Source organism: Microbacterium sp. SMR1 (assembly GCF_003289625.1).
Classification (GTDB): Bacteria; Actinomycetota; Actinomycetes; order Actinomycetales; family Microbacteriaceae; genus Microbacterium; species Microbacterium plantarum.
In genome coordinates this window covers 199,733-221,494 of sequence record NZ_QMBN01000002.1, presented here as the reverse complement: position 1 = coordinate 221,494, position 21,762 = coordinate 199,733, and the positions used below count along the sequence as shown (strand labels likewise).

Genomic DNA, 21,762 nt, shown 5'->3' with positions numbered 1-21,762 from the left:
ATTTCTCGCACTCTCACCTGCCGTGGCGCTTCCTTCCATCGGCCCGTCGGGATTGGCGCGTGTCGCCCATCGTGCCGATCTAGGTTCCCGCGGCGATCTGGACGCCCTTGGCCACACGTAGGCTTGGGCACCCGCCGGGGTTTTGCATCCGGTCGCCGAACGTGCGGATGGCGAGATCGGCCGTCAGCGCCCCTATTACCCGCCCGCGGCGAGGAGATCGACGAGCTCGTGTTCGCCCTCCCGCCCACGCTCGACGGGATCTGACCTGACAGCTCGATGTCGGCGCGCCGGATACTGTTGCATGGATGGGAAGTACTCGCGCTGAGGCCGCATATCTGCGTGCGTTGTCGGCGTTCCGTACCCCCACACTCGACCTCCTCCACGGCCGTTACGCGCCCTTCGTGGTCGCGACGCTCTCGCTCGTCTTCTCCGTCGACCGGCCGTCCGTCGAGATCTCGGATGCGCACGCCGAAGTCGCCGAGATCCTCGACGAGCTGCGTGCGGCCGGATACGACGAGGACGATCGCGCACTCCCGGCGGGCACCGCCCGTGAGATCTGTCGCTACTGGGTGCGGGTGGGATGGCTCGTCCCCCAGATCGACGGCGACGTCGAGGTCTACCGGCTGACGGCGCATGCGGTGGGCGCCCTGGAGATCACCGGGCGCACCACCGGGGGACGCACCCGGGTCTCGAACTCCCGTGTCCGCACCCTCCTGGAAGCCGTCGAGCGGCTCTCGGACCACGCTGAGACCGACCCTGAGGTGCGCCTCGCACGCCTCATCCGCGAACGCGACGCGCTCGACGCCGAGATCGCGCGCCTTCAGCTCGGGGAATCCGAGCCGATCGACGACGAGCAGCTCCTCGAGGAGGCGGAGAACGTGCTGCATCTCGCGCGTGAGCTGCCCGCCGATTTCACGCGCGTCGCGGAGTCGATCAAGGCCATGCAGCGCGATGTCATCGCCGACCTCCGGCGCGACGTGCGTCCCACCGGCGAGGTGCTGCGGGAGTACCTGCAGCGAGGACAGTACGTCATGCAGTCGACGCCGGAAGGCCGGGCGTTCGCCGGCGCGCTCCGGCTGATCGGCGACCCCGAGCGCATCGACAGCCTCACAGACCAGCTGCACACCCTCCTCACGCAGCCCTTCGCGCGCCTCATGGACACCGAGCAGCGCGCCGAGCTCGACGCGATCTCACGGCGCGTGGAGCTCGGCGTCGAAGAGGTTCTGACCGCCCAGCGTCGCGCGTCGCGGGTCATCACCGCCCAGGTGCGCACGCATGATCCCATCCGCGACCGCCACGTCGACGATCTGCTGCGCGATGTCATGGCCGGTCTGCAAGCCTGGACGCACAGCACGTCATCCGAGGCCACCGTCGACATGATCCGCAGCCTGCCCACAGCCGACATCCGCCACCTGCGGCAGTCGACGACCGACATCCGCCCGCCCGGTGCGCCGGCACCGCTGACGGAGCCCGACGCAGACGCGGAGATTCTGGATGCCGACACGCGCGCGTGGGGCGGTCCGCGCTACGCCGAGCTCGAGGCACACGTCGCGGCCCTCGGCGAGGAGTTCGACCTGGGTGAGGCCTTCCTCGCCGCAGACGACGAAGTCCGCCGTCCGGTCGACTTGGTCGGTCTCCTCGAGATCGCCCACCGCAACGGCATGCGCGAGAGTGACGACCTCTCGGTGGTCGAGGCGCGTCGCCCCGATGGGACGACCCGGCGCTTCGCCTTCGGATCCGTGACCGCCCGCACCTCGAAGGAGCCCGACGATGACTGACACCGCCAGCCTCGGCACAGCCGAAGACGAGGCCCCGGGTGACGGCGCATTCGTCGAGCCCGCTGCGATGGAAGACGACCTCGGCGAGCTCTTTCCCGGCGATCGCGGGGTGCTCGATCCCGCGGTGCGTCGCGTGCTCGTCCACCTGCTGCAGCGACGGTTCGTGCTCGCGGACCGCAACCGCGAGGAGTGGACGGCCCTGCTCGACAATCAGCAGCTCGTCGAGTCACGGCTCAACGACCTGTTCGTGCGGCTCGTGATCGACCACGACCGCGGCGTCGCCTACAAGCAGCAGGTGCGCTCGGACGAGCTCGATGTTCCGATCCTGCTTCGGGATGCCGCATACACGCGGTCCGAGACCCTCGTCCTCGTACACCTGCGCACGGTGTATCAGCGGGAGTCGGCGGCCGGGGAGCCGGCCGCCCGGGTCGACATCGAGGACGTCGAGCAGACCGTGATGAGCTACTTCGCGGATGCCGACGGCGACACCGCGAAGCGGCAGAGACTGATCCGCAAGGCGATGGACCGGCTCGCTCGCGACGGCATCGTCGACGAGGAGACGACGGGACGCTTCCGCATCAGTCCGCTCGTCGAGATCGTCCTCAGCGCCGAGAAGCTGCGCGAACTGCGCGATTGGCTGCGAGACCGGTCGGACGCGGACGACACCGGTGGCGTCGCGGACGACGAAAGCGAAGACGAAGAAGGCGACGACGAACCTCAGGAGGAGCAGCTGTGACGATGCTCGAGACGCTGTTCGGGCTCATCCCGGCGGCATCCCGCGGCCAGCAGTGGCTCGCCGAAGACCTCCAGCTCATCAACTGGGGCGGCTACGAGGGCGCCCATCGTGTGCGCTTCTCCCCCGGCGCCACGCTTCTGTGCGGCGGTTCGGGGTCGGGCAAATCCACGCTCATGGACGCCTACATCGCGCTCATGATGCCCCACACCACTCCCTTCAACGGCGCCTCGAACGGTGGCGTCACGGGGCGTCCGCGCGGCTCCGAGCAGCGCAACATCCTGTCCTACGGCCGCGGCAAGATCGACGAGTCGCGCACCGAGGACGGCACGAAGATGACCGTCCTCCGCGGCGACGGCGAAGACACCTGGACCGCCGTCTCGATGACGTGGATCGATCACGACGGGTCGCAGTTCACAGCGGTGCGAGCCTGGTACATCCCGGCCAGCGCGCGTGTGCTCGAAGACACCGTGCGCGTGCGGGCCACGACCGACCGGGCCTTCGACCTCCGCTCGCTCGAACCGGCCGCCGTGCAGCGCCTCTCCGACGCCGCCGTGCGCGAGGCCGGCCTGGAGCCCGTCGGAACGGACCGCGAGTTCTCAGCCCGCCTGCATGCCGTGCTGGGCATCGGCGCAGCAGGGGCCGGGGCCAAGGCGATGAGCCTGCTCGCGCGCATCCAGGCAGGCCAGCAGATCACGACCGTCGACGACCTCTACAAGCGTCTCGTGCTCGAAGAGCCCGAGACGATGGGGACCGCCGACGCCGTCGTCGCGCACTTCGATGGTCTCGAGAGCACGCGCATGCGGATGCTGACGGCCCGGCAGCAGGTCACCGCGCTCACGCCCATCCCGCAGCTGCGCGCGAAGATGGCCGCCGCCGCCGAGCGGGTCAGTCTGATCGACGAGGTCGGCTCCTTCTCGGATGCCGGGTCGCTCGCCACGCTCTGGCGCGCGGATCGGCGCCTCGGGATGCTGCGCGACGTCGAGACCGAGCTGCGCGAGCGCAAGAACGCGGCCGATGTCACGCTGCGCGAGAAGCGTGCGCTCGCAGACGGCGCTGAGGCCGAACGCGACGGCCTGATCGACGTGCTCCGGCTCTCCGGCGGTGATCGCCTGGCGACGGCGCAGCGCGAACTGCGCGAGGTGGAGCGGCGGCTCGCCGACGTGCGGCGTCACCGCGAGGTGCTCGATGCCGCCCTCCGCGGTCTGGGCGTCGAACTCTCGAACCGCGACGAGTTCACGGAGTTCATCTCCCGCGCGCGGGCAGAGCTCGCCGACTCGGATGCGAAGGCGCGTGCCCGCTCCGCCTTCGCTGAAGCCGCGTCGACAGCGAAGGCCGCGCGGATCGAAGTCGCAGAGCTGGAGGCGGAGGCTCAGCGCGTGGCCTCACGCCACGGCAACATCCCGCCCGCTCTGCACGAGTCGCGCGAGCGGCTCGCGGAGGCCGCCGGGCTCACGACGGCCGACCTCCCGTTCGTCGGCGAGCTCGTCGAGGTGCGCACCGAGTTCGAGCCGTGGCGCGAGGCGTTCAACCTTGCGCTCGGCGGCTTCGCGACAACGGTGCTGATCGACACCGCTCACCTGGGACGGTTCCGCGCGGCGATCGAATCGGTCCACACCCCCGTGCGATTGCGATTCGAGGGCGTGCATGCGGGCATGGAGCCGGTCGCCAACCTCGACCCGCAGACGCTGCCGGGGCGTCTCGACTACCAGAGCTCGCCGTTCACCGGTTGGCTGCAGGAGCGGCTCGAGACCCGTCACGGATACGTCTGCGTCGATTCCAGCGCCGAGCTGCCGAAGCATCGCATGGCGCTCACGATCACCGGACAGGTCGCGCAGGGCAACCGCGGCGCGCACGGTGGCCACGGTCGCGAGAACGTCCTCGGATTCTCGAACGAGCGACGCCGGCACGACGTGGCGCGGCTCGTCGAGAACGCCCGTCGCCGTCTCGATGACGCCCTGCGGGAGCGGAAGGTCGCCGAGACCGAGCTCGACACCGTTGACTCGCGCCTTGCCGTCTACGCCAAGATCACCGACCTGACCTGGGAAGAAGTCGACGTCGAGGCGGTCACCGCAGAGCGGGATCGCTGGATCGGCGTGCAGAGCGACGTCACGGCCGCCAACCCCGAGATCGCCGATGTGCAGCGACGGATCTCCGACATCAAGGACCGGATCTCCCACCTGCGCGACGAGATCGCCCGCGTGTCGATCGAACGTGATCAGATCGAGGCGCAGTGGGCCGAGGTGATCGACGACGTCGATTCCGATCAGTCCGTGCTCGACGACGCCGAGCGGGCAGAGCGCGCTCTCACCGCCGCACAGTCCGCGTTCCTCGACGAGCGATTCCATCTCGATGGGCCGACCTCTGACGGCACTCCGTCCGAGGCGCTGCACCGCTTCTCCGCAGCGCTCGCGACAGCCGCGCAGCGACTCGCGGAAGACCGACGCGCGGCCGTCGACGCCCTCGACGAGAGCCGGGAGAGCCTGCGACGCATCATGGCGAGCTTCCTCGAGCGGTGGCCGAATCCGAATCTGCTGCCCGACCCCGACAGCTCGATCGACGACTTCGAACGCGCTCTCCGGGCCCTCGAGACGAGTGGACTGCATGAGCTGGAAGCCGAGTGGCGCGACAGCCTGCTCAAGCTGTCGGGCAACGACCTCACGAACCTCGACTCGACGCTCAGCCGATCGATCCGCGAGATCCGTGATCGCATCGACCCGATCAACCGCATCATGCAGGACCTCCCGTTCTACGACGACGACCATCGCCTGCAGATCACCACGCGCGAGAACCAGTCCGAGCCCCGCCGGCGCTTCCGGCGCGAGCTGCGCGAGGTGCGCGGGCTGATCGAGAACGCCACGTCCGATGACGAGCGCGAGCACGCCTACCGCCGAATGTCGCGCCTCATCGGGCACATGCGGCGGTCGGCGCCCGACTTCGGCGACCTCATCGACGTACGCAACCACGTTCGCGTGAGCGCCGAGCGCGTGGATGCCGTGACGAAGAAGCACGTCGCGCTGTACGACCACATCGGCGAGAAGTCCGGCGGAGAATCCCAGGAACTCATCGCGTTCATCGTCGGCGCCGCCCTCCGCTACCAGCTCGGCGACGCCAGCGCCGAACGACCTCGCTACGCCCCCGTGTTCATGGACGAGGCCCTGATCAAGGCCGATGCACACTTCACCAAGCGTGCGATCGGAGCGTGGCGCGGACTCGGCTTCCAGCTCGTGATCGGCGCACCGAACGACAAGTACAGCGCCATCGAGCCGCACGTCGACGTCGAGTACGACATCCTCAAAGACACGCGCGGTCGCTCCTGGGCTAAGCCGAAGGTCGCCCTGGACGCGCCGGCGTCGTAACGGCCCGCGGCATCACCTTCTCGAACCGGAACATCAGCTCCGGCACGTCCTCGTCGACCTCGGGCGCAGGGCTTTCTCCCGCCCGCGCTTCGCCGGGGTGTTCGAGCGGGCGCCCGGGGTGGAAGAACTCGACGATGTGGAAGCCGCACACGTTGACGTAGAAGTGGATGTTGCGCACTTCGAAGTGGGGTGTGTGGGTCTCCCAGATCCGGGTGTCCGGGTAGCGCGCCTCGATCGCGTACCAGGCAGTCCGCCCGAGCCCGCGCCCGTGAGCACCGGCATCGATGAAGAAGAGCTCGAGCGCGCGGCGATCGTCGTCGCCCGCGACGACCGCGCCGCCCACGATCTCGCCCTTCGCGACGATGTCGAGCACCTCCGATGCGACGTCGTCGAACGAGGCGAACACCTCACGGTCGGACGGCGTCGGGACGTCCGAGCTCAGACCGTGATCGGTCACGGCGAGGGCGAACGCCGCCTGGAGACGCCGGGCGAACGACATCCGGTCGCTTGGGTCGGTACGTCTGAGATCGACCTGTCGGGCGGTCGCGTTCATAGGGAGTCCTCTCCTCGCGTGGCGCGCCCCGCGCCCGCGGCGCGAACGTATCCGCACGCGATGTGCGGCGCGTAAGACACCGCTGGCAGGCATCCTGTATGACGATCACGGCGCAAGCGGTGGATAGCGGTCGCTTGATCGCCGCGTACCCGACCACCGGCAGCACCTGCTAGAGCTTGGCGCGCGACGTGTCTGATTCATGATGAGTAATCACGCTCATGATCAGTAGTCACGCCGCGCCCCGAAAGCTCGGGATGACGTCGAAGTCTGACCAGAGGGCCTTCTCTACGACTGTGAACAGTCGCTCGCCCTGCTCCAGCCACTCGCTGCGGTGCCCGTCGGAACGCCAACCTGTCGGGAAGACGTATCCCGCCTCGAACCGTTCCTGCCAAAGCATGAGGTCTCGGACCACGTCCTCGGGGAGGCGACGAGCGATGTCTTCCACGGCGCCGCTGCTCTCGGATCAGAGCGGCAAGATACAGCCGTAGTCGGGCTCCATTTTGACCGCCGGTACCCCGCCAGCTTCTCGGCGACGCGAGCGATCGAGAGCTTCCTCATCGGTCGCGAAGTCGGGCACGATGACTTCCAGCCACGTCTGCGGATCGACGATCGTCCTCTGCATGCCCATGGGGTGATGCTACGAGCTCTCGCCCCACCCCCAGCCGGGCGCTATCCCCCAGGGCGGGCCGATCATCGTCCACGCGAACCTGCTGGGAACGCCGAAGGCCTCCGCCGGTTTCCCGGTCGGAGGCCTTCGTCTCACTGTGCGCGAGGGGGGACTTGAACCCCCACGCCCTTGCGGGCACTGGCACCTGAAGCCAGCGCGTCTACCTATTCCGCCACTCGCGCGAGAACGTGTTTCCACGAACTCAACTTCCCGAGGATATCACGCCGATGACGGCTCCTGAGCCGCGATCCGAGCCCCAATGCATGGTCCGTTCAGCCTCGCTGACTACGATGAAGCAACCATCCGCCTGCCTGAGGAGCCCCGTGGGACTACTAGACAGCTTCGAGAAGGGTCTCGAGCGTGCCGTCAACGGCGCGTTCGCCAAGACCTTCCGCAGCGGCGTCCAGCCAGTGGAGATCGCCTCCGCCCTCCGCAGCGAACTCGACAAGAAGGCCGCCGTCGTCAGTCGCGACCGCATCCTCGTTCCGAACGCCTTCACGGTGCGCCTGTCCGACAACGACGCCGAGCGCATGAACGCGATCGGGCCCGCTCTCCTCGACGAACTCCGCGGTCTGGTCGAGAAGCACGCCAAGGCTCAGGGCTACTCGTTCTCGGGTGCCGTCTCGGTCTCCCTCCAGGACGACCCGCAGCTCTCGACCGGCACCGTCCGCGTCGACTCCAACTCCGATGCGGGCGCCCGCGTGTCGTGGCAGGCCGTGCTCGACATCGACGGCACGCGGCATCCGATCGTCGCAGCCCGCACCGTCATCGGGCGCGGCAGCGACGCCGACATCACCATCCCGGATGCCGGAACCAGCCGGAAGCACGTCGAGATCCTCTGGGACGGCGAGCGCGCCATGGTGCGCGACCTCGGTTCGACGAACGGCACCCAGCTCAACGGCGCGCGGGTCAGCGAGGCCGCCCTGCCGTCGGAGGGCGTCGTGCGCATCGGTCGCACCGACATCGTCTTCCGCGTCGTCCCACAGGCGCAGGCTCCTGCGCGGCCCCGGATGTCGGCGGCCGACGCGACCCGCATGTACGACACCCGAGGTGAGGCCCGATGAGTCCGCTCACCCTCCTGCTGCTGCAGATCGGCTTCCTGGTCCTGCTGTGGTTCTTCGTCTTCGCCGTCGTGTACTCGCTGCGCGCCGACCTGTTCGGCGTGAAGGTGCGCAAGCTCCCCGAGCCGGCGGCCGCGGGAGCCGCGCAGGCGGCGAGCCCCGCGGTCACCCGTCCGCCCACGTCGTCTCCGGATGCCGCGACTGCCGCCGTCGGCGCGGTCGGCACCCCGGCCCCGGCAGGTAAGGGCGGAAAGGCGACGACCGACGCCGTGTCGCGCATCGTCATCACGAGCGGGCCCAAGGCCGGCCTCGAGCTTCCGCTCGGCTCCGAGCCGCTGACCATCGGCCGCTCGAGCGAGTCAGGCCTCGTCATCCGCGACGACTACACGTCGAGCCACCACGCGCGTCTGGTGCTGTGGGGCAATCAGTGGATGATCCAGGATCTCGACTCGACCAACGGCACGTGGCACGACGGCGAGCGCGTCGCTTCTCCGGTTCCGATCGTCGTGGGTGCGCCGATCAAGGTCGGCGCGACGACGTTCGAACTGCGGAAGTAGCCCGCACGTATGGTCTTCCAGGGCTCCAGCGCCGCCATCTCGCATACCGGGAAGGTGCGCTCCAACAACCAGGACTCGGGCTTCTGCGGTTCGAACCTGTTCGTCGTCGCGGATGGCATGGGCGGGCATGCCGGTGGCGACGTCGCCTCGAGCCTCGCGGTTCGACGGCTCGAGAGCCTCGACCAAGCGTTCTCCACGACCACCGAGGCCGAGGCCGCCCTGCGGGAAGCGCTGGCCGACACCGCTGCAGAGCTGATCAGCACCGTCAAGGTGCGCCCCGAGCTCGCCGGCATGGGCACGACCGTCAGCGCGCTCGTCATGGTCGACGAATACGCCGTGATTGCGCACATCGGCGACTCGCGCCTGTACCTCTTCCGCGACGGGGCGCTCACCCAGATCACGACGGACCACACGTTCGTGCAGCGTCTGGTCGACTCGGGCCGCATCACCCCCGAAGAGGCTCGCTACCACCCGCGCCGTTCGGTGCTCATGCGTGTGCTCGGTGACATGGACCCCGATCCCGAGATCGACACGTTCATCATGCCCACGCAGCCCGGCGACCGGTGGCTGCTGTGCTCCGACGGACTGTCGGGCGTCGTCGACGACGCCCACACCGCGAAGGCGCTCGGGCAGGGCTGGGCTCCGGGCCGCACGGCCGACAGCCTCCTCAAGCAGGCCCTCGACGGCGGTGCGCCCGACAACGTCACGATCGTCATCGTCGACGTCGGAGGCCAGCACCCGCTGTTCAGCGGACCGCCGACGGTCGTGGGGTCGGCGTCGCACCCGCTCGGTATCGAGGTGCCCGCCGCTCGCCCGCAGCGCAGCAGCTGGCTGCATCCTGCTCGCCAGGCCGCGAACGAGCCCACGCACTTCGAGCCTGCCGCGGAGTTCCTCGAGGAGCTGATCGAGGAGGACCGCCGCCGCGCACGTCGCCGCCGGATCACCTGGTTCGCCGGCTTCATCGTCATCCTGGCGGCGATCGGGGTCGTGCTCTTCGGTGCCTATAGCTGGACGCAGACGCGCTACTTCGTCGGCGTCGACGAAGACACGGTCGTGATCTACCGCGGCATCCCGCCGAGCATCGGACCGATCTCGCTCTCCTCGCCCGAGGAGGACACCGGAATCCCCCTCGCCGACCTGGCTCCCTACCAGCTCGACCTGGTGAAGCAGACCATCTCAGCCGACTCGCTCGCCGAGGCCCAAGCCATCGTCGAGAATCTGCGCGTGGACGGAGGATCATCGTGACCGGCACCGCCGTCTCGGCCGACACCTCGGTCATCAAGGCGCTGCGCAAACTGCGGATGCCGCAGACGCAGCGCAACCGCGAGCTGGGCCTGCTCCTGTTCGCGTTCGTCATCAACGCCGCGGCCCTCGCCCTCGTGCAGCTCGGAAAGAACGGGGCGATCGACTCGTCGTTCCTGATCTACTGCGCCGTGCTCGACGCGCTCGCACTGGCCATCCACGTGGTGCTGCGCCTCCGGGCGCGCGACGCCGACCCGTTCGTGGTCCCGATCGCCACGCTTCTCTCGGGCATCGGCATCGCCATGATCTATCGGATCGACCTCGAGGGCACGTCGGCCGGCTGGGACATGCTGGCCGTCCGTCAGATCGTCTGGTGCGCGATCGCCCTCGTGGCAGCCCTCATCGTCGTCATCGCCCTCCGCAACTACCGTGTGCTCTTCCGGTACACCTACGTGTTCGGGTTCGCGGGCATCGCGCTGCTGCTCCTTCCGTTCGTCCCGGGCCTCGGCGTCGAAGCCGGCGCCGACGTCTGGGTATCGATCGGTGGCATCGTGTCGTTCCAGCCCGGCGAACTCGCGAAGATCGCCCTCGCGATTTTCTTCGCGGGCTACCTCGTCCGCACGCGCGAATCCCTCACATCGGTCGGAACTCGATTCCTCGGGGTCACCTGGCCGCGAGCTCGCGAGCTCGGTCCGGTCCTCGTGATCTGGGCGATCTCGCTGGGCATCATCGTGCTGCAGCGCGACCTCGGCACCGGAACCCTGATCTTCGGCATGTTCATCGCGATGCTCTACGTCGCGACCGGTAAGACCAGCTGGGTCATGATCGGCCTGAGCCTGGTTCTCGCCGGCGTGATCCTCGCCTCGCAGGTGCTCCCCTACGTCAACGGCCGCTTCCAGAACTGGCTGAACCCGTTCGACCCGAACAATGTCGACGCCGCCGGCGGAAGCTTCCAGCTCATCAACGGCCTGTACGGCCTCGCCAAGGGCGGCTTCATCGGCACGGGGCTCGGCCAGGGTCGCCCCTGGATGACGCCCTTGTCGCAGAGCGACTACATCTTCCCGAGCCTCGGTGAGGAGCTCGGCCTCATCGGCGTCTTCGCCCTGCTGTGCCTCTACATGGTGTTCACGAGCCGCGGCGTGCGCATCGGCCTCGCCGGTCAGGACGACTTCGGCAAGCTCCTCGCGACGGGCCTGTCGTTCACGATCGCGCTGCAGGTGTTCATCATGGTCGGCGGTGTGACCCGCGTCATCCCGCTGACGGGGCTTACGACACCGTTCCTGGCTGCCGGCGGCTCGTCCCTCGTGGCCAACTGGATCATCGTGGCCCTCCTCCTCCGCATCTCGGATGCGGTTCGCTCTCGACCCCGGGTGGTGATCGGATGACCAAGGAACTGCGACGACTCAGCTTCGTGATGCTGGCGATGTTCCTCGCCCTGTTCATCTCGACCAGCTGGATCCAGGTGATTCAGGCCCAGGCGCTCAACGAGAACCCGGGCAACCGGCGGACGCTGTACGACTCGTTCGAGGTGCAGCGCGGTTCGATCATCGCGGGCGGTTCGGTCGTGGCGGCATCCGTGCCGAGCGGCGACATCTACTCCTGGCAGCGCCAGTACACGGATGCCGCCATGTGGGCGCCCCTCACCGGCTGGATCAACCCGGTGCTCGGGTCGTCGTCGGGGATCGAGCAGATCATGAACCAGTCGCTCTCCGGCACCGACGACACCCAGTTCCTCGCCCGTCTCGAGCAGATCATCTCGGGCGCACCGGCGCGCGGATCGAACGTCCTGCTCACGGTGGACCCGAGAATCCAGCAGGCGGCCTTCGACGCACTCCAGGGCTACGAGGGCGCCGTCGTCGCGAGCGACCCCTCGACCGGACGCATCCTCGCCATGGTCACGAGCCCGAGCTTCGACACCAACCTGCTGGCGTCGCACGAATCCGCCGGCGTCAACGCCGCGTACGACGAACTCGCGGCCGACCCGCTCAAGCCGCTCTTCAATCGGGCGATCGACGGCGATCTCAACCCGCCGGGATCGACGTTCAAGCTCGTCGTGGCCTCCGCTGCGCTGTCGTCGGGCAAGTACACGCCCGAGTCGACGTTCCCGAACCCGGCGACGTGGACGATCCCCGGCACGAGCAACACGCTTCACAACTTCGACCTCGGCACCTGTGGCCCCGGCGACACGGTCACTCTCGCGACCGCGCTGCGGCTCAGCTGCAACATCCCGATGGCCGAACTGGCTGTCGAGCTCGGCGACGACGCCATCCGCGAAGAGGCCGAGAAGTTCGGCTTCAACAGCGAGATGGAGATCCCGCTCGCGACCGCCGCGTCACAGTACCCCCGCGGGCTGAACGACGCCCGCACGGCGCTCTCGGGGTTCGGTCAGGGGGACGTGACCGCGACGCCGCTGCAGATCAACCAGGTCTCGGCCGGCATCGCGAACGGCGGCATGGTGATGAAGCCGCAGCTTCTCGACTCCGTCGTCGCACCCGATCTGACCGTGCAGGAGAAGTTCGAGCCGAGCGAGTTCGGCCGTGCTCTCAGCAAGGATGTCGCCGAGCAGATGCGGACGCTCATGGTCGCCAATGTCCGTGACGGAGCGGCGAGCGGTGCAAGAATAGACGGCGTCGATGTCGCCGGAAAAACGGGCACTGCGGAGCACGGTCCAGGCGATCCGTACACGTTGTGGTTCACCGGCTTCGCGCCGGCGGACAACCCCCAGGTGGCCGTCACTGTGATGGTCGAGAACGGGGGCGGCCAGGGGCAGGCCGGGACGAGCAGCGGGATCGCAGCCCCCATTGCGAAGAAGGTTATCGAGGCGGTGCTGAACAGATGAGACCCATGCAAGGCGTGAGCTTCGGCGGGCGTTACGAACTGGATTCGCGGATCGCGATCGGCGGTATGGGCGAGGTGTGGGAAGCCACTGACCACGTCATCGGCCGCACCGTCGCGATCAAGATCCTCAAAGACGAGTACATGGGCGACCCCGGGTTCCTCGAGCGCTTCCGCGCCGAGGCCCGTCACGCGGCGCTCGTGAACCACGAGGGCATCGCGAGCGTCTTCGACTACGGCGAGGAGAACGGCAGCGCCTTCCTGGTGATGGAGCTGGTACCCGGCGAGGCGCTGTCGACGATCCTCGAGCGCGAGGGCTCGCTGTCGTCCGACAAGACGCTCGACATCGTCGCCCAGACCGCCTCTGCGCTGCAGGCTGCGCACGCCGCGGGCCTCGTGCACCGCGACATCAAGCCCGGCAACCTTCTCATCACGCCCGACGGCCGTGTGAAGATCACCGACTTCGGCATCGCGCGTATCGCCGACCAGGTTCCGCTCACCGCGACCGGTCAGGTCATGGGCACGGTGCAGTACCTCTCCCCCGAGCAGGCGTCGGGGCACCCGGCTTCGCCGGCCACCGACATCTACTCGCTCGGCATCGTCGCGTACGAGTCCGTCGCGGGAAAGCGTCCGTTCACGGGCGAGTCGCAGGTCGCGATCGCCATGGCGCAGATCAACGAGCAGCCGCCGCCGCTCCCCGCCACCGTCTCCGACCCGGTGCAGAAGCTCATCCTCGCGATGATCGCGAAGAAGCCCGACGACCGTCCGGCATCCGCCTCGGCCGTCGCGCGCGCGGCATCCGCTCTTCGCCGTGGCGATCTCGCCGCGGCGCATGCCGCGGTGCCGGCGATCGCGGCCGGTGCGGGCACGAGCGACGTCACGCAGCTGATGCCCTCCGCAGGCGGCGACACGGCGACGTTGCTGCTCCCGGCCGGAGCCGCCGCTGCCGGGGCCGGCCTCGCGGCCGCGGGTGCGGCGGGCGCTGCGTCCGAAGCCGCTGCTGCGGACGACAACCTCGCCGAGACGCCGAAGCGCAAGCGCAGCCGGTGGACCTGGCCGCTCGTCGCGCTCATCGCCCTGCTCGTCATCGTGCTCGGCGGCACGCTGTTCGCCCTGCTCTCCGGCGGCGGAGACCCCGAGCCCGCTCCGTCGAGTCCGACGAGCTCGGCACCGTCGACCCCCGTTGACACTCCCTCGGCGCCCCCGAGCCCGAGTGGCCCCTCGACGATCAATGTCGACGGTCTCGGACTCACCGGCCGCTCGTGCGAGGACGCCCTCGCCGTCGCGGCACAGGCGGGCCTCGAGAACGTCACCTGCGCGCCGGGCAACCCGGCCCCGAGCGAGGACCAGATCGGCCAGGTCTACGAGGTCGTTCCGCTCGGCAACGTCAAGCCGACCGACTCGGTGACTCTGACCTCGTACGCCGAGCAGAGCCCCCTCGATGCGCCGGCGGCGCCGACGATCCAGTCGAACGGCCAGACCGTCACGAGCGTCACCGCACGATCCAGTGTGCAGGTCATGTGGTCGAGCTACTCTTGCCCGGCTGGGCTCACGCCCTCGGAGTACCGCTTCACCGTGTCGGGCGGCACCTTCGCCAACGGCCAGACCACCTCGAGCTTCAGCCTCAACCAGCGCCCCGCCACGGTCACCGTGGGCGACTCCGGCGCGCTGTCGGTGACGTACACCGTGACGTGCGCAGGCGAGAGCGGCGACCGGACGTCCCCCGTCTCCTCGGAGGCTGCCGCTACGATCCAGCCGGCTCAGTCGCCGCAGCCCAGTCAGCCGGGCAACGGCGGCAGCAACGGCGGTGGAAACGGGAACGGCAGCGGAAGCGACGACTGATTCCGGTTCGGCCATGAGTCCAACATCCGAGTACGAGTCGAACGCAGGGAGTGACGTGTCGGCAGAGCAACGTGTGCTGTCAGGGCGCTACCGCATCGACGAGCCCATCGGGCGCGGCGGCATGGCGAGTGTCTACCGGGGCTACGACGTCACCCTAGGGCGAGACGTCGCGATCAAGGTTCTCAAGCGCGAGCTCGCTGACGACCCCGGCTTCCGGATGCGATTCCGCCTCGAAGCCCAGGCGGCGTCGCGGATGGCCCACCCCTCCATCGTGCGCGTCTTCGACGCTGGGGAGGACACCGAGACCGACCCCGACGGCAGCGAGCACTCCGTGCCGTACATCGTCATGGAGCTCGTGACCGGTCGACTGCTGAAGGACATGGTCGAAGCCGGCCCCATCAGCGAGTCGGATGCGGTGCGCTACGTCGACGGCATCCTCGAAGCCCTCGAGTACTCGCACCGCGCCGGGGTCGTCCACCGCGACATCAAGCCGGGCAACGTCATGATCACCGACGCCGGCACCGTGAAGGTCATGGACTTCGGTATCGCCCGGGCCGTTTCGGACTCGTCGTCGACGGTCGCGGAGACCACGGCGATCATCGGCACGGCGGCCTACTTCTCCCCCGAGCAGGCCAAGGGCGAGCCGGTAGACGCGCGCGCCGACCTCTACTCGACCGGTGTCGTGCTCTACGAACTGCTCACCGGGCGGGCGCCGTTCCGCGGTGAGACGCCGGTTGCCGTCGCCTACCAGCACGTGAGTGAAGCTCCCCTGCCGCCGTCGGAGATCGTCGAGAACGTGCCGCGCGCGCTGGATGCCGTCGTGCTGCGCGCTCTCGCGAAGAGCCCGTTCCAGCGATTCCAGGACGCGACGGAGTTCCGTGCCGCACTCGACGAGGCGGTCGGCGGCAAGCAGCCGACCAAGCGTCAGATGGGGGCCCTCGCGAGCGAGCTGTACGGGCCGGATCCGCGGCACGCGGCCGAGACCGCACGATCCCTGCGTCAGCTCAGCACCGACAACACGATGCGCCGCACGCAGTCCGGCCCGCCCGTCAGCTGGATCTGGGCCGGAGTGGCGGTGCTCGCCGCCCTGCTCATCGCGGTGCTCATCTGGGTCCTGGCATTCCGTGACACGACCACGACCGTGCCTAGTACGTCGCGGGTCGTGCCGGAGGTCGCCGGCAAGTCGTGGGACCTGGCGGAGAATCTCATCGAAGAAGCCGAGTTGGATCCGGTCCGTTCCGACCGCAGCGACGACGCGGTGCCGCCGGGCGACGTCATCAGCACCGAGCCCGCAGCAGGCATCACCCTCTCGCCGGGCCAGCGCGTGACCGTCTACGTCTCGACGGGCCAAGAGATGGCTACCGTCCCGACCCTCCAGAACCTCTCACGCACCGAGGCGACCGAAGCGCTGCAACGTGCCGGGCTGCAGCTGGGCACCGTTCGATCGCGCAACGATCCGACCCTGCCTGCCGGCACGGTCATCGAGGCATCGGCGCCCGAGGGCTCGGCTCTCGCCATGGGATCGTCGGTCAACCTCGTCGTCGCCAGCGGCACCGTGACCCTCGTCGACCTGACCGGGTACACCGTCGAGGCCGCCGAGCGCGAGCTGCAGCAGGAATCGCGTCAGCTGATCCCCGAGGTCGTCGAAGACCCGGGCTGCGCGGCAGCAGCGGGCGGTCGCACCGTCTCGTCGCAGTCGCTTGCACCGGGCGAGGTCCCGATCGGATCGACCGTCACGCTCCGGGTCTGCACCGGCAGCTGAGACCCGCGCCTCACCGGCTCCGGCTCACCGATTCAGGTGACGGTTGCATCCCGTCGATGCGGGTGCAACCGCGCTCCGCGCTCCCGCGCGCCGTTCAGTCCGACCGACGCCAGCCAGTTCCCCAGCATCCGGTAGCCGCCATCGGTCAGCACGGACTCGGGGTGGAACTGGACCCCGACGATGGGCGCGTCACGATGGGCGATCGCCATGACCGTGCCGCCCGGCGCGCGTGCGGTGACCCGCAGCTCGGCCGGCACCGTCGCGGCGTCGACGGCGAGAGAGTGGTACCTGCCCGCCGTAAAGGTCGTCGGCACGCCCTCGAACAGGAAAGACCCGTCGTGCCGCACGTCCGACGTCATCCCGTGCATGAGTTCCGGCGCCTCCCCCACCGTCCCGCCGAACGCGACCGCGATGGCCTGATGCCCGAGACACACCCCGAGAAGCGGGACCGCGAATGCCGCGGCTGCGCGCACGACGTCGATCGAGGCGCCCGCATCCTCCGGAGTGCCCGGTCCCGGCGACACGAGGACGCCGTCGAAGCCCGCCATCACGTGTGTGGGGTCGCTCACGGCATCCGACTCCACCATCTCGGTCTCGGCGCCGAGCTCATGGAGATAGCCGACCAGAGTGTGGATGAAGCTGTCGTGATTGTCGATCACGAGGATCGCGGTCACCCGACCGTCGACTCCTCGCCCGGCGCGAAGAACGGCGCGATGGCGGGGAACACCCAGAAGAACAGCGCATAGACGACCGCGGCCGCGAGGATGAGCAGGAAGAACAGCCGGAGCCACCAGGGTCCGGGGAGAACTCGCCACAGTGCTCCGTACATCAGGCGGAGACTCCCTCTGTCAGCGACGCCGGCGGACCCGCCGAGGTCGGGGTGAACTCTTCGAAGACCGCGTACGAGATGATGCGCTCGAGCATGTTGAGTTTCGGGGCGCAGCTCGTGAGGGTGAGGTACTTGCCGTTGGCGCTGAGGTCGACCTGCTGGGGAACCGGGTTGAGTACCTCGATCGCGGTGTCCTGCACGTACTCGACGTTGCGGAATCGGTAGGTGTACCAGCCGTCCTGGGTCTGGATGACAATGGCGTCGCCGACCACGAGACGGTCGACCGGGTCGAAGGGCGCACCCGAGGTCCACCGGTGCGCGGCGACAGCCATGTTGCCGTCGGCGCCCGGCATCGCGGACCCCTCGTAGTGACCGATGTGGCCCTTGTCGAGGATCGCCTTCTTCGCCGTGCCGTTCGCGATGGTGAATTGCCAGTCGGGACCGAAACGCGGGATGTACATGATGCCGAACTCCGCGCCCGGCTCGGGCTCGGCCAACACGGGAATCGCGGCGGGGTCCGCCGGCTCGGGCTCGCCAGTAGGCGTCTCGGCCGGCGTCGGAGCCTCTTCGGCCTGGGTCTGCCACTGCTGCGCGAGCGCCGCGGCCTCCGCCTGCTTCTGCGATCCGATGATCATGTCGCCGAACCACATCTGCCAGCTCACGAAGAGCAGCATCACCACACCGGCGGTCAGAAGGAGCTCGCCGAAGACGCTGATCACACTCACGCGTCGCCGCGGGCGCGACTGCGAGCGACGTGAGCGTCGGGACGACGTGCGAGTGCTCTCCACAGTCGCAGAGTTTAGCCCGCAGCCCTGGGGGCGATCGCAGAGAACGCCACTATTTCACCCGGTGATCGGCCGACGGGTGAACCGGTGACCCGATCGGCGCTGCCCAGGATGCTCGGAGTCCGACGGCTAGGATTCTCCCATGGCATCTTCCAGCGACCACGACGACCCGACCGTGGAGCGACGCCCCGCAGATGACGCACCTAACCCGGTCTGGTTCAAGCCGATCATGCTGGGGCTGATGCTCATCGGACTCGTGTGGGTGCTCGTCTTCTATCTCAGCAACTCCACGCTTCCCGTGCCCGGCATCGGGGGCTGGAACCTGGTGATCGGTTTCGGCATCGCCTTCGTGGGCTTCCTCATGACCACGCGGTGGCGCTGACCGATTGTCCACATGGGGTGAATCACACCGGTGTGATTCCATCCCCACCTGGGGATAGACCTGTGGATAACTTTCGTCAGTAGAGGGCGAGGGGCACCGCGAGCAGAGCGATCAGCCCCGCGGCGGTGGCGCCGAGCAGCCAGACCTGCATGCGCTGACGGCGGATCGTTCGCGTGCGCGCGAAGATGAAGCCGACGAGCGCGCCCACCGCCAAGCCGCCGACGTGCGCCTGCCATGAGATCTGCGTGCCTGCGCTTCCGCCGAGCCCGCTCAGGAGCAGCGGCAGGAACGTGATGACGAGGTTGATACCCAGAACCACGGCGATTCCCGTGATGTTCGCGCCGATATGACGACCGATCACGAGCAGTGCGCCGAAAAGGCCGAAGATCGCGCCCGACGCACCGACGACAGCCGATGAGAACCCGAACAGCACGACCGCGACCGATCCCCCGAAGCCGCTGAGCAGATAGAGCGCGAGGAAGCGGCCGCGACCGAGCATCGGCTCGAGGCTGCGCCCCAGCATCCAGAGCGCGAGCATGTTGAGCCCGACGTGCCAGAAGCCGCTGTGGACGAGCAGCACCGTGAACAGCCGCCACGGCTCGAAGGTGCCGCTGAACTCCGGGTAGAGCAGCGGGGGGTACATCGCCAGAGTCGACGTGACCACGGACCCGAGGCCCGGGATGAGTCCGACGATGAACACGAAGAACGTCACGCCGATGATCCCGTAGGTGACCAGCGGCCGTGAGTCGTCGGAGCGCACCGCACGCAGGACGCGCGGCGCGCGGCGGGGACGCGACGCGTCCGAGCTCTTCTGCTGATCACGCAGACATTCGGGGCAGATCACTCCGACGGGCATCTGCGTCTGGCACTCCGCGCAGATCGTGCGCAGGCACCGCTGGCAGAGCACGAAGCTCTGCCGATCGGGATGCCGGTAACAGAAGTTGTCGGGGTTGCTCCGCAGCTCGGACGCGCTCACGTACCGCTCAGACCGTGACGACGTCGATCGACGAGATGACCACCGGGTCGACCGGACGGTCCTGCGCGCCGGTCTTCACCGAGGCGATCGTGTCGACGACCTGGCGCGACGCGTCATCCGCGACCTCGCCGAAGATGGTGTGCTTGCCCTGCAGCCAGGGAGTGGGGTCGGTGGTGATGAAGAACTGCGAGCCGTTCGTGCCCTCGGCCTTGCCGGTGATCGCGTTGCGGCGCAGGCCCGCGTTCGCCATCGCGAGGATGTAGGGCTTCTGGAAGTCCAGCTCGGGGCTGATCTCGTCGTCGAAGTTGTAGCCGGGGCCGCCGATGCCCTGACCGAGCGGGTCGCCGCCCTGGATCATGAAGTTCGGGATGATGCGGTGGAAGATGACGTCGGTGTAGAGGGGGCCCTCGCCGGGCTTGCCCGTGGCGGGGTTGGTCCACTCCTGCGAACCGTCGGCGAGACCGATGAAGTTCTTCACCGTGCGGGGGGCCTGGTCGCCGAAAAGGTTGACGACGATGTCGCCGTGGTTGGTGTGGATCGTCGCTACTGCAGTGTGCTGAGGCATGTGTGCCATTCTCGCACCTGTCAATGCCCTGCTGGCTGGAGCGCTCTCTGGCAAGATGAGGGAAAACGTCCCACGATGCAGGGAGGGCCCACGTGAGCCTCAGCCGCAAGCGCAAGAAGCAACTCCGCAAGCTCCAGAAGCAGGCGAACACCCTGTGGGAGTCGCAGCAGGTCCTGATGGGAGAGGCCGCCAAAGTCGCACGCGACGCCGGCCACCAGCTGGGCAACTACAACCGCGAGCACGTCAAGCCCGCCGTTCAGAACACCTATGAGCAGTACGCCGCGCCGTACGTCGACAAGAGCGTCCGCGCGACCCGCAAGGTCTACAACGGCGCTCTCATCCCCGCCGCCGGCGCCGTCGTGGGCGGCGCACTCTCCGTGTGGGATGCGGCGAACGACACCCGTGGACGCCTCGCCCACGGCCGTGGTGTCGACCTCGATCTCTCCTCGGTGAAGAAGAACGCCGCCAAGTACGGCAAGAAGGCGACGAAGAAGTTCCAGTCGCGTGCCGCTCTGCCCGAGCCGAAGAAGAAGCGCGGCGCCGGTGGCGTCATCGCTCTGATCCTCGGCGTCACCGCCGCAGCCGGCGTGCTCTACGCCGCCTGGCAGACGCTCCGCGCGGACGACGAGCTGTGGGTTGCCGACGACCCGCTGCGCGCTCCCGACGCCTGAATCGGATGACCGAAGATCTCGAGCCCACGTCTCGGGTTCGCCTCGCGGCGGCCGAGCGTGGGCTCGACGTCGTCGTTCGGCCGCGTCCGGATGCCGCCAGCCTCGACGAGGCCGCCGCGCTCCTCGGTCTCGAACCCGACGACATCGTCAAGACACTCGTGGTCAAGCGGAGCGACGACACCTACCTGTTCGCGCTCGTCACGGGCGACCGGGTGATCTCGTGGCCGAAGCTCCGCGCCCTCGTAGGGGTCAACAAGCTGCGCCTGCCCGAGCCCGAGCTCGCCCTCGCGGCGACCGGGTACGAACGCGGCACGATCGTGCCGATCGGCAGCACCCATGACTGGCCGGTCTTCGCCGATTCTTCCATCGCGGGCCGACGCATCGCGATGGGCGCCGGCGCGCACGGCTACAGCCTGTTCGTCGACGCCGACGCTCTCATCGCCGCCTACGGCGCCACGGTCGCCGACATCACGGAACCGCGTTCGCGCTGACCGAGCTCACCGGTCGCGCCAGACCCGGGACGACGCCGATCGCTGCGCTTTCGTCATCGCGGGACCGGCGATCCGTCCTCATACGATGGTCGGATGGAGCAGGCATTCGACGTCGCGATCGCCGACGCCGTGAGCGGGTCACGCCTGGGCGGGAAGCCCCCGAGTGTGCTCCTGAACGACCCGCTCCTGCATACGCACGACTACCTGCTCACCCTGGCCGCGGAAACGGCACCGTGGCTCGATGATCGCGAGCTCTCGGTGTTCGTGCGTCGCGGATTCGAGATCGGCGACGCAGACGACCATTACCCCGACATCGCCGTCGCCGTGCGCCTCCACGCGACCTCGACGCGCGCTGAGGCGGAGGTGGCGGTGCACCCGTTCCTCGTCAGTCGCGCGCTGGAACCCGCTGTCGCAGACCCGGACGCGCCGTCCCTGATTCGCATCGCGGATGAGCCACGACGGATCCAGCACGAAGAGTCCCGCCTGGCTGCGGTGCGAGAGGCGGGATACCGGTTCCTGTTCTCCTTCGACGAAGACGGGTATCCCGTGGATGACGAGGTCGTCAGCGAATACCAGTTCGGTTACGGAGCCGTGCACTTCTTCGGGCTCGTCGACGCATCCGGTACCGCAACGGAGATCGTCGCGGGACTCATCGAGAACTCCTGACCGGTTTC

General features: G+C 68.4%; 22 protein-coding genes and 1 tRNA gene. 14 read left to right on the top strand and 9 right to left on the bottom strand.

The genetic code is table 11. From position 1 onward, the window contains the following. Window positions 1–305 precede the first annotated feature (305 nt). From DO944_RS05670 to DO944_RS05660, 3 genes are read left to right on the top strand one after another with little or no spacing between them, the layout of a single operon-like run. A complete protein-coding gene (locus DO944_RS05670; protein WP_112615563.1) occupies window positions 306–1,778 on the top strand; it encodes a DUF3375 domain-containing protein in 1,473 nt (490 codons plus the stop codon). Beyond that, on the top strand, window positions 1,771–2,514 hold the full coding sequence (locus DO944_RS05665) for a DUF4194 domain-containing protein (protein WP_112615561.1): 744 nt from the start codon (window positions 1,771–1,773) through the stop codon (window positions 2,512–2,514). The genes DO944_RS05670 and DO944_RS05665 overlap by 8 nt, the downstream gene beginning before the upstream one ends. Then, window positions 2,511–5,870, top strand: coding sequence for an ATP-binding protein (locus DO944_RS05660; RefSeq protein ID WP_112615559.1), 3,360 nt, complete (start codon window positions 2,511–2,513; stop codon window positions 5,868–5,870). The genes DO944_RS05665 and DO944_RS05660 overlap by 4 nt, the downstream gene beginning before the upstream one ends. On the opposite strand, the gene DO944_RS05655 is transcribed toward DO944_RS05660, so the two are convergent. The 4 genes from DO944_RS05655 to DO944_RS05645 all read right to left on the bottom strand — a co-directional run bounded on the left by DO944_RS05655 (window position 5,833) and on the right by DO944_RS05645 (window position 7,272). Beyond that, window positions 5,833–6,423 carry a GNAT family N-acetyltransferase gene (locus tag DO944_RS05655; protein WP_112615557.1) on the bottom strand — a complete coding sequence of 197 codons (591 nt, stop codon included), beginning with the start codon at window positions 6,421–6,423 and terminating at the stop codon, window positions 5,833–5,835. The genes DO944_RS05660 and DO944_RS05655 overlap by 38 nt on opposite strands. A 229-nt stretch (window positions 6,424–6,652) precedes the next feature. After that, window positions 6,653–6,868 carry a hypothetical protein gene (locus DO944_RS05650; RefSeq protein ID WP_112615555.1) on the bottom strand — a complete coding sequence of 72 codons (216 nt, stop codon included), beginning with the start codon at window positions 6,866–6,868 and terminating at the stop codon, window positions 6,653–6,655. 18 nt (window positions 6,869–6,886) lie between these two features. Beyond that, a complete protein-coding gene (locus DO944_RS15640; protein ID WP_181574160.1) occupies window positions 6,887–7,051 on the bottom strand; it encodes a hypothetical protein in 165 nt (54 codons plus the stop codon). 137 nt (window positions 7,052–7,188) lie between these two features. Further along, window positions 7,189–7,272 (bottom strand) — tRNA-Leu (locus tag DO944_RS05645). Between the two features lie 141 nt (window positions 7,273–7,413). Between DO944_RS05645 and DO944_RS05640 the strand changes: the two genes are divergently transcribed. Genes DO944_RS05640 through pknB form a run of 7 tightly spaced genes read left to right on the top strand, consistent with a single transcriptional unit; the run spans window position 7,414 to window position 16,389 of the window. Further along, window positions 7,414–8,154, top strand: coding sequence for a DUF3662 and FHA domain-containing protein (locus DO944_RS05640; RefSeq protein WP_112615553.1), 741 nt, complete (start codon window positions 7,414–7,416; stop codon window positions 8,152–8,154). Further along, window positions 8,151–8,708 (top strand): FHA domain-containing protein, encoded by a 558-nt coding sequence (locus DO944_RS05635; RefSeq protein ID WP_112615551.1) that lies wholly within the window; start codon window positions 8,151–8,153, stop codon window positions 8,706–8,708. The genes DO944_RS05640 and DO944_RS05635 overlap by 4 nt, the downstream gene beginning before the upstream one ends. A 9-nt stretch (window positions 8,709–8,717) precedes the next feature. Next, window positions 8,718–9,953: a PP2C family serine/threonine-protein phosphatase gene (locus DO944_RS05630; protein ID WP_112615549.1), complete on the top strand. Its 1,236-nt coding sequence runs from the start codon at window positions 8,718–8,720 to the stop codon at window positions 9,951–9,953. Between the two features lie 56 nt (window positions 9,954–10,009). Next, window positions 10,010–11,335, top strand: a complete 1,326-nt coding sequence (locus tag DO944_RS05625; RefSeq protein WP_112616917.1) for an FtsW/RodA/SpoVE family cell cycle protein — start codon at window positions 10,010–10,012, stop codon at window positions 11,333–11,335. Next, complete coding sequence (locus DO944_RS05620) at window positions 11,332–12,789, top strand: penicillin-binding protein 2 (RefSeq protein WP_112615547.1); 1,458 nt, start codon at window positions 11,332–11,334, stop codon at window positions 12,787–12,789. The genes DO944_RS05625 and DO944_RS05620 overlap by 4 nt, the downstream gene beginning before the upstream one ends. Then, window positions 12,786–14,627 carry a serine/threonine-protein kinase gene (locus DO944_RS05615; RefSeq protein WP_112615545.1) on the top strand — a complete coding sequence of 614 codons (1,842 nt, stop codon included), beginning with the start codon at window positions 12,786–12,788 and terminating at the stop codon, window positions 14,625–14,627. Before DO944_RS05620 ends, DO944_RS05615 begins: the two co-directional genes overlap by 4 nt. A gap of 13 nt (window positions 14,628–14,640) precedes the next feature. Next, a complete protein-coding gene (gene pknB / locus DO944_RS05610) occupies window positions 14,641–16,389 on the top strand; it encodes a Stk1 family PASTA domain-containing Ser/Thr kinase (RefSeq protein WP_181574159.1) in 1,749 nt (582 codons plus the stop codon). 32 nt (window positions 16,390–16,421) lie between these two features. On the opposite strand, the gene DO944_RS05605 is transcribed toward pknB, so the two are convergent. From DO944_RS05605 to DO944_RS05600, 3 genes are read right to left on the bottom strand one after another with little or no spacing between them, the layout of a single operon-like run. Then, window positions 16,422–17,063 (bottom strand): aminodeoxychorismate/anthranilate synthase component II, encoded by a 642-nt coding sequence (locus DO944_RS05605; protein ID WP_112615541.1) that lies wholly within the window; start codon window positions 17,061–17,063, stop codon window positions 16,422–16,424. Continuing rightward, window positions 17,060–17,218, bottom strand: a complete 159-nt coding sequence (locus DO944_RS15635) for a hypothetical protein (RefSeq protein ID WP_181574158.1) — start codon at window positions 17,216–17,218, stop codon at window positions 17,060–17,062. The genes DO944_RS05605 and DO944_RS15635 overlap by 4 nt, the downstream gene beginning before the upstream one ends. After that, the gene (locus DO944_RS05600) at window positions 17,218–17,943 is read right to left on the bottom strand and encodes a class E sortase (RefSeq protein WP_258524581.1); all 726 of its coding nucleotides are present in this window, start codon (window positions 17,941–17,943) and stop codon (window positions 17,218–17,220) included. Before DO944_RS05600 ends, DO944_RS15635 begins: the two co-directional genes overlap by 1 nt. A 202-nt stretch (window positions 17,944–18,145) precedes the next feature. Between DO944_RS05600 and DO944_RS05595 the strand changes: the two genes are divergently transcribed. Beyond that, window positions 18,146–18,385, top strand: coding sequence for a cell division protein CrgA (locus DO944_RS05595; protein WP_023953414.1), 240 nt, complete (start codon window positions 18,146–18,148; stop codon window positions 18,383–18,385). Between the two features lie 76 nt (window positions 18,386–18,461). Here DO944_RS05595 and DO944_RS05590 read toward each other — a convergent pair whose 3' ends face one another. Together DO944_RS05590 and DO944_RS05585 are read right to left on the bottom strand one after the other, a co-directional pair. Next, window positions 18,462–19,361, bottom strand: a complete 900-nt coding sequence (locus DO944_RS05590) for a rhomboid family intramembrane serine protease (RefSeq protein ID WP_112615539.1) — start codon at window positions 19,359–19,361, stop codon at window positions 18,462–18,464. A gap of 7 nt (window positions 19,362–19,368) precedes the next feature. Then, the gene (locus tag DO944_RS05585) at window positions 19,369–19,926 is read right to left on the bottom strand and encodes a peptidylprolyl isomerase (protein WP_181574157.1); all 558 of its coding nucleotides are present in this window, start codon (window positions 19,924–19,926) and stop codon (window positions 19,369–19,371) included. Between the two features lie 92 nt (window positions 19,927–20,018). Between DO944_RS05585 and DO944_RS05580 the strand changes: the two genes are divergently transcribed. The 3 genes from DO944_RS05580 to DO944_RS05570 all read left to right on the top strand — a co-directional run bounded on the left by DO944_RS05580 (window position 20,019) and on the right by DO944_RS05570 (window position 21,754). Next, the gene (locus DO944_RS05580) at window positions 20,019–20,597 is read left to right on the top strand and encodes a DNA helicase (protein WP_112615535.1); all 579 of its coding nucleotides are present in this window, start codon (window positions 20,019–20,021) and stop codon (window positions 20,595–20,597) included. A gap of 5 nt (window positions 20,598–20,602) precedes the next feature. Further along, window positions 20,603–21,088, top strand: a complete 486-nt coding sequence (locus DO944_RS05575) for an aminoacyl-tRNA deacylase (RefSeq protein ID WP_112615531.1) — start codon at window positions 20,603–20,605, stop codon at window positions 21,086–21,088. A 93-nt stretch (window positions 21,089–21,181) separates the two neighbouring features. Beyond that, a complete protein-coding gene (locus DO944_RS05570; RefSeq protein WP_112615529.1) occupies window positions 21,182–21,754 on the top strand; it encodes a hypothetical protein in 573 nt (190 codons plus the stop codon). Window positions 21,755–21,762: the final 8 nt, after the last annotated feature.

Bases quoted from the DNA above. Each gene is read 5' to 3' on its own strand.
- DO944_RS05670 (WP_112615563.1), top strand. From the start codon at position 306: ATGGGAAGTACTCGCGCTGAGGCCGCATATCTGCGTGCGTTGTCGGCG.
- DO944_RS05665 (WP_112615561.1), top strand. From the start codon at position 1,771: ATGACTGACACCGCCAGCCTCGGCACAGCCGAAGACGAGGCCCCGGGT.
- DO944_RS05655 (WP_112615557.1), bottom strand. From the start codon at position 6,423: ATGAACGCGACCGCCCGACAGGTCGATCTCAGACGTACCGACCCAAGC.
- DO944_RS15640 (WP_181574160.1), bottom strand. From the start codon at position 7,051: ATGGGCATGCAGAGGACGATCGTCGATCCGCAGACGTGGCTGGAAGTC.
- DO944_RS05635 (WP_112615551.1), top strand. From the start codon at position 8,151: ATGAGTCCGCTCACCCTCCTGCTGCTGCAGATCGGCTTCCTGGTCCTG.
- DO944_RS05630 (WP_112615549.1), top strand. From the start codon at position 8,718: ATGGTCTTCCAGGGCTCCAGCGCCGCCATCTCGCATACCGGGAAGGTG.
- DO944_RS05625 (WP_112616917.1), top strand. From the start codon at position 10,010: ATGCCGCAGACGCAGCGCAACCGCGAGCTGGGCCTGCTCCTGTTCGCG.
- DO944_RS05620 (WP_112615547.1), top strand. From the start codon at position 11,332: ATGACCAAGGAACTGCGACGACTCAGCTTCGTGATGCTGGCGATGTTC.
- DO944_RS05615 (WP_112615545.1), top strand. From the start codon at position 12,786: ATGAGACCCATGCAAGGCGTGAGCTTCGGCGGGCGTTACGAACTGGAT.
- pknB (WP_181574159.1), top strand. From the start codon at position 14,641: ATGAGTCCAACATCCGAGTACGAGTCGAACGCAGGGAGTGACGTGTCG.
- DO944_RS15635 (WP_181574158.1), bottom strand. From the start codon at position 17,218: ATGTACGGAGCACTGTGGCGAGTTCTCCCCGGACCCTGGTGGCTCCGG.
- DO944_RS05595 (WP_023953414.1), top strand. From the start codon at position 18,146: ATGGCATCTTCCAGCGACCACGACGACCCGACCGTGGAGCGACGCCCC.
- DO944_RS05585 (WP_181574157.1), bottom strand. From the start codon at position 19,926: ATGCCTCAGCACACTGCAGTAGCGACGATCCACACCAACCACGGCGAC.
- DO944_RS05575 (WP_112615531.1), top strand. From the start codon at position 20,603: ATGACCGAAGATCTCGAGCCCACGTCTCGGGTTCGCCTCGCGGCGGCC.
- DO944_RS05570 (WP_112615529.1), top strand. From the start codon at position 21,182: ATGGAGCAGGCATTCGACGTCGCGATCGCCGACGCCGTGAGCGGGTCA.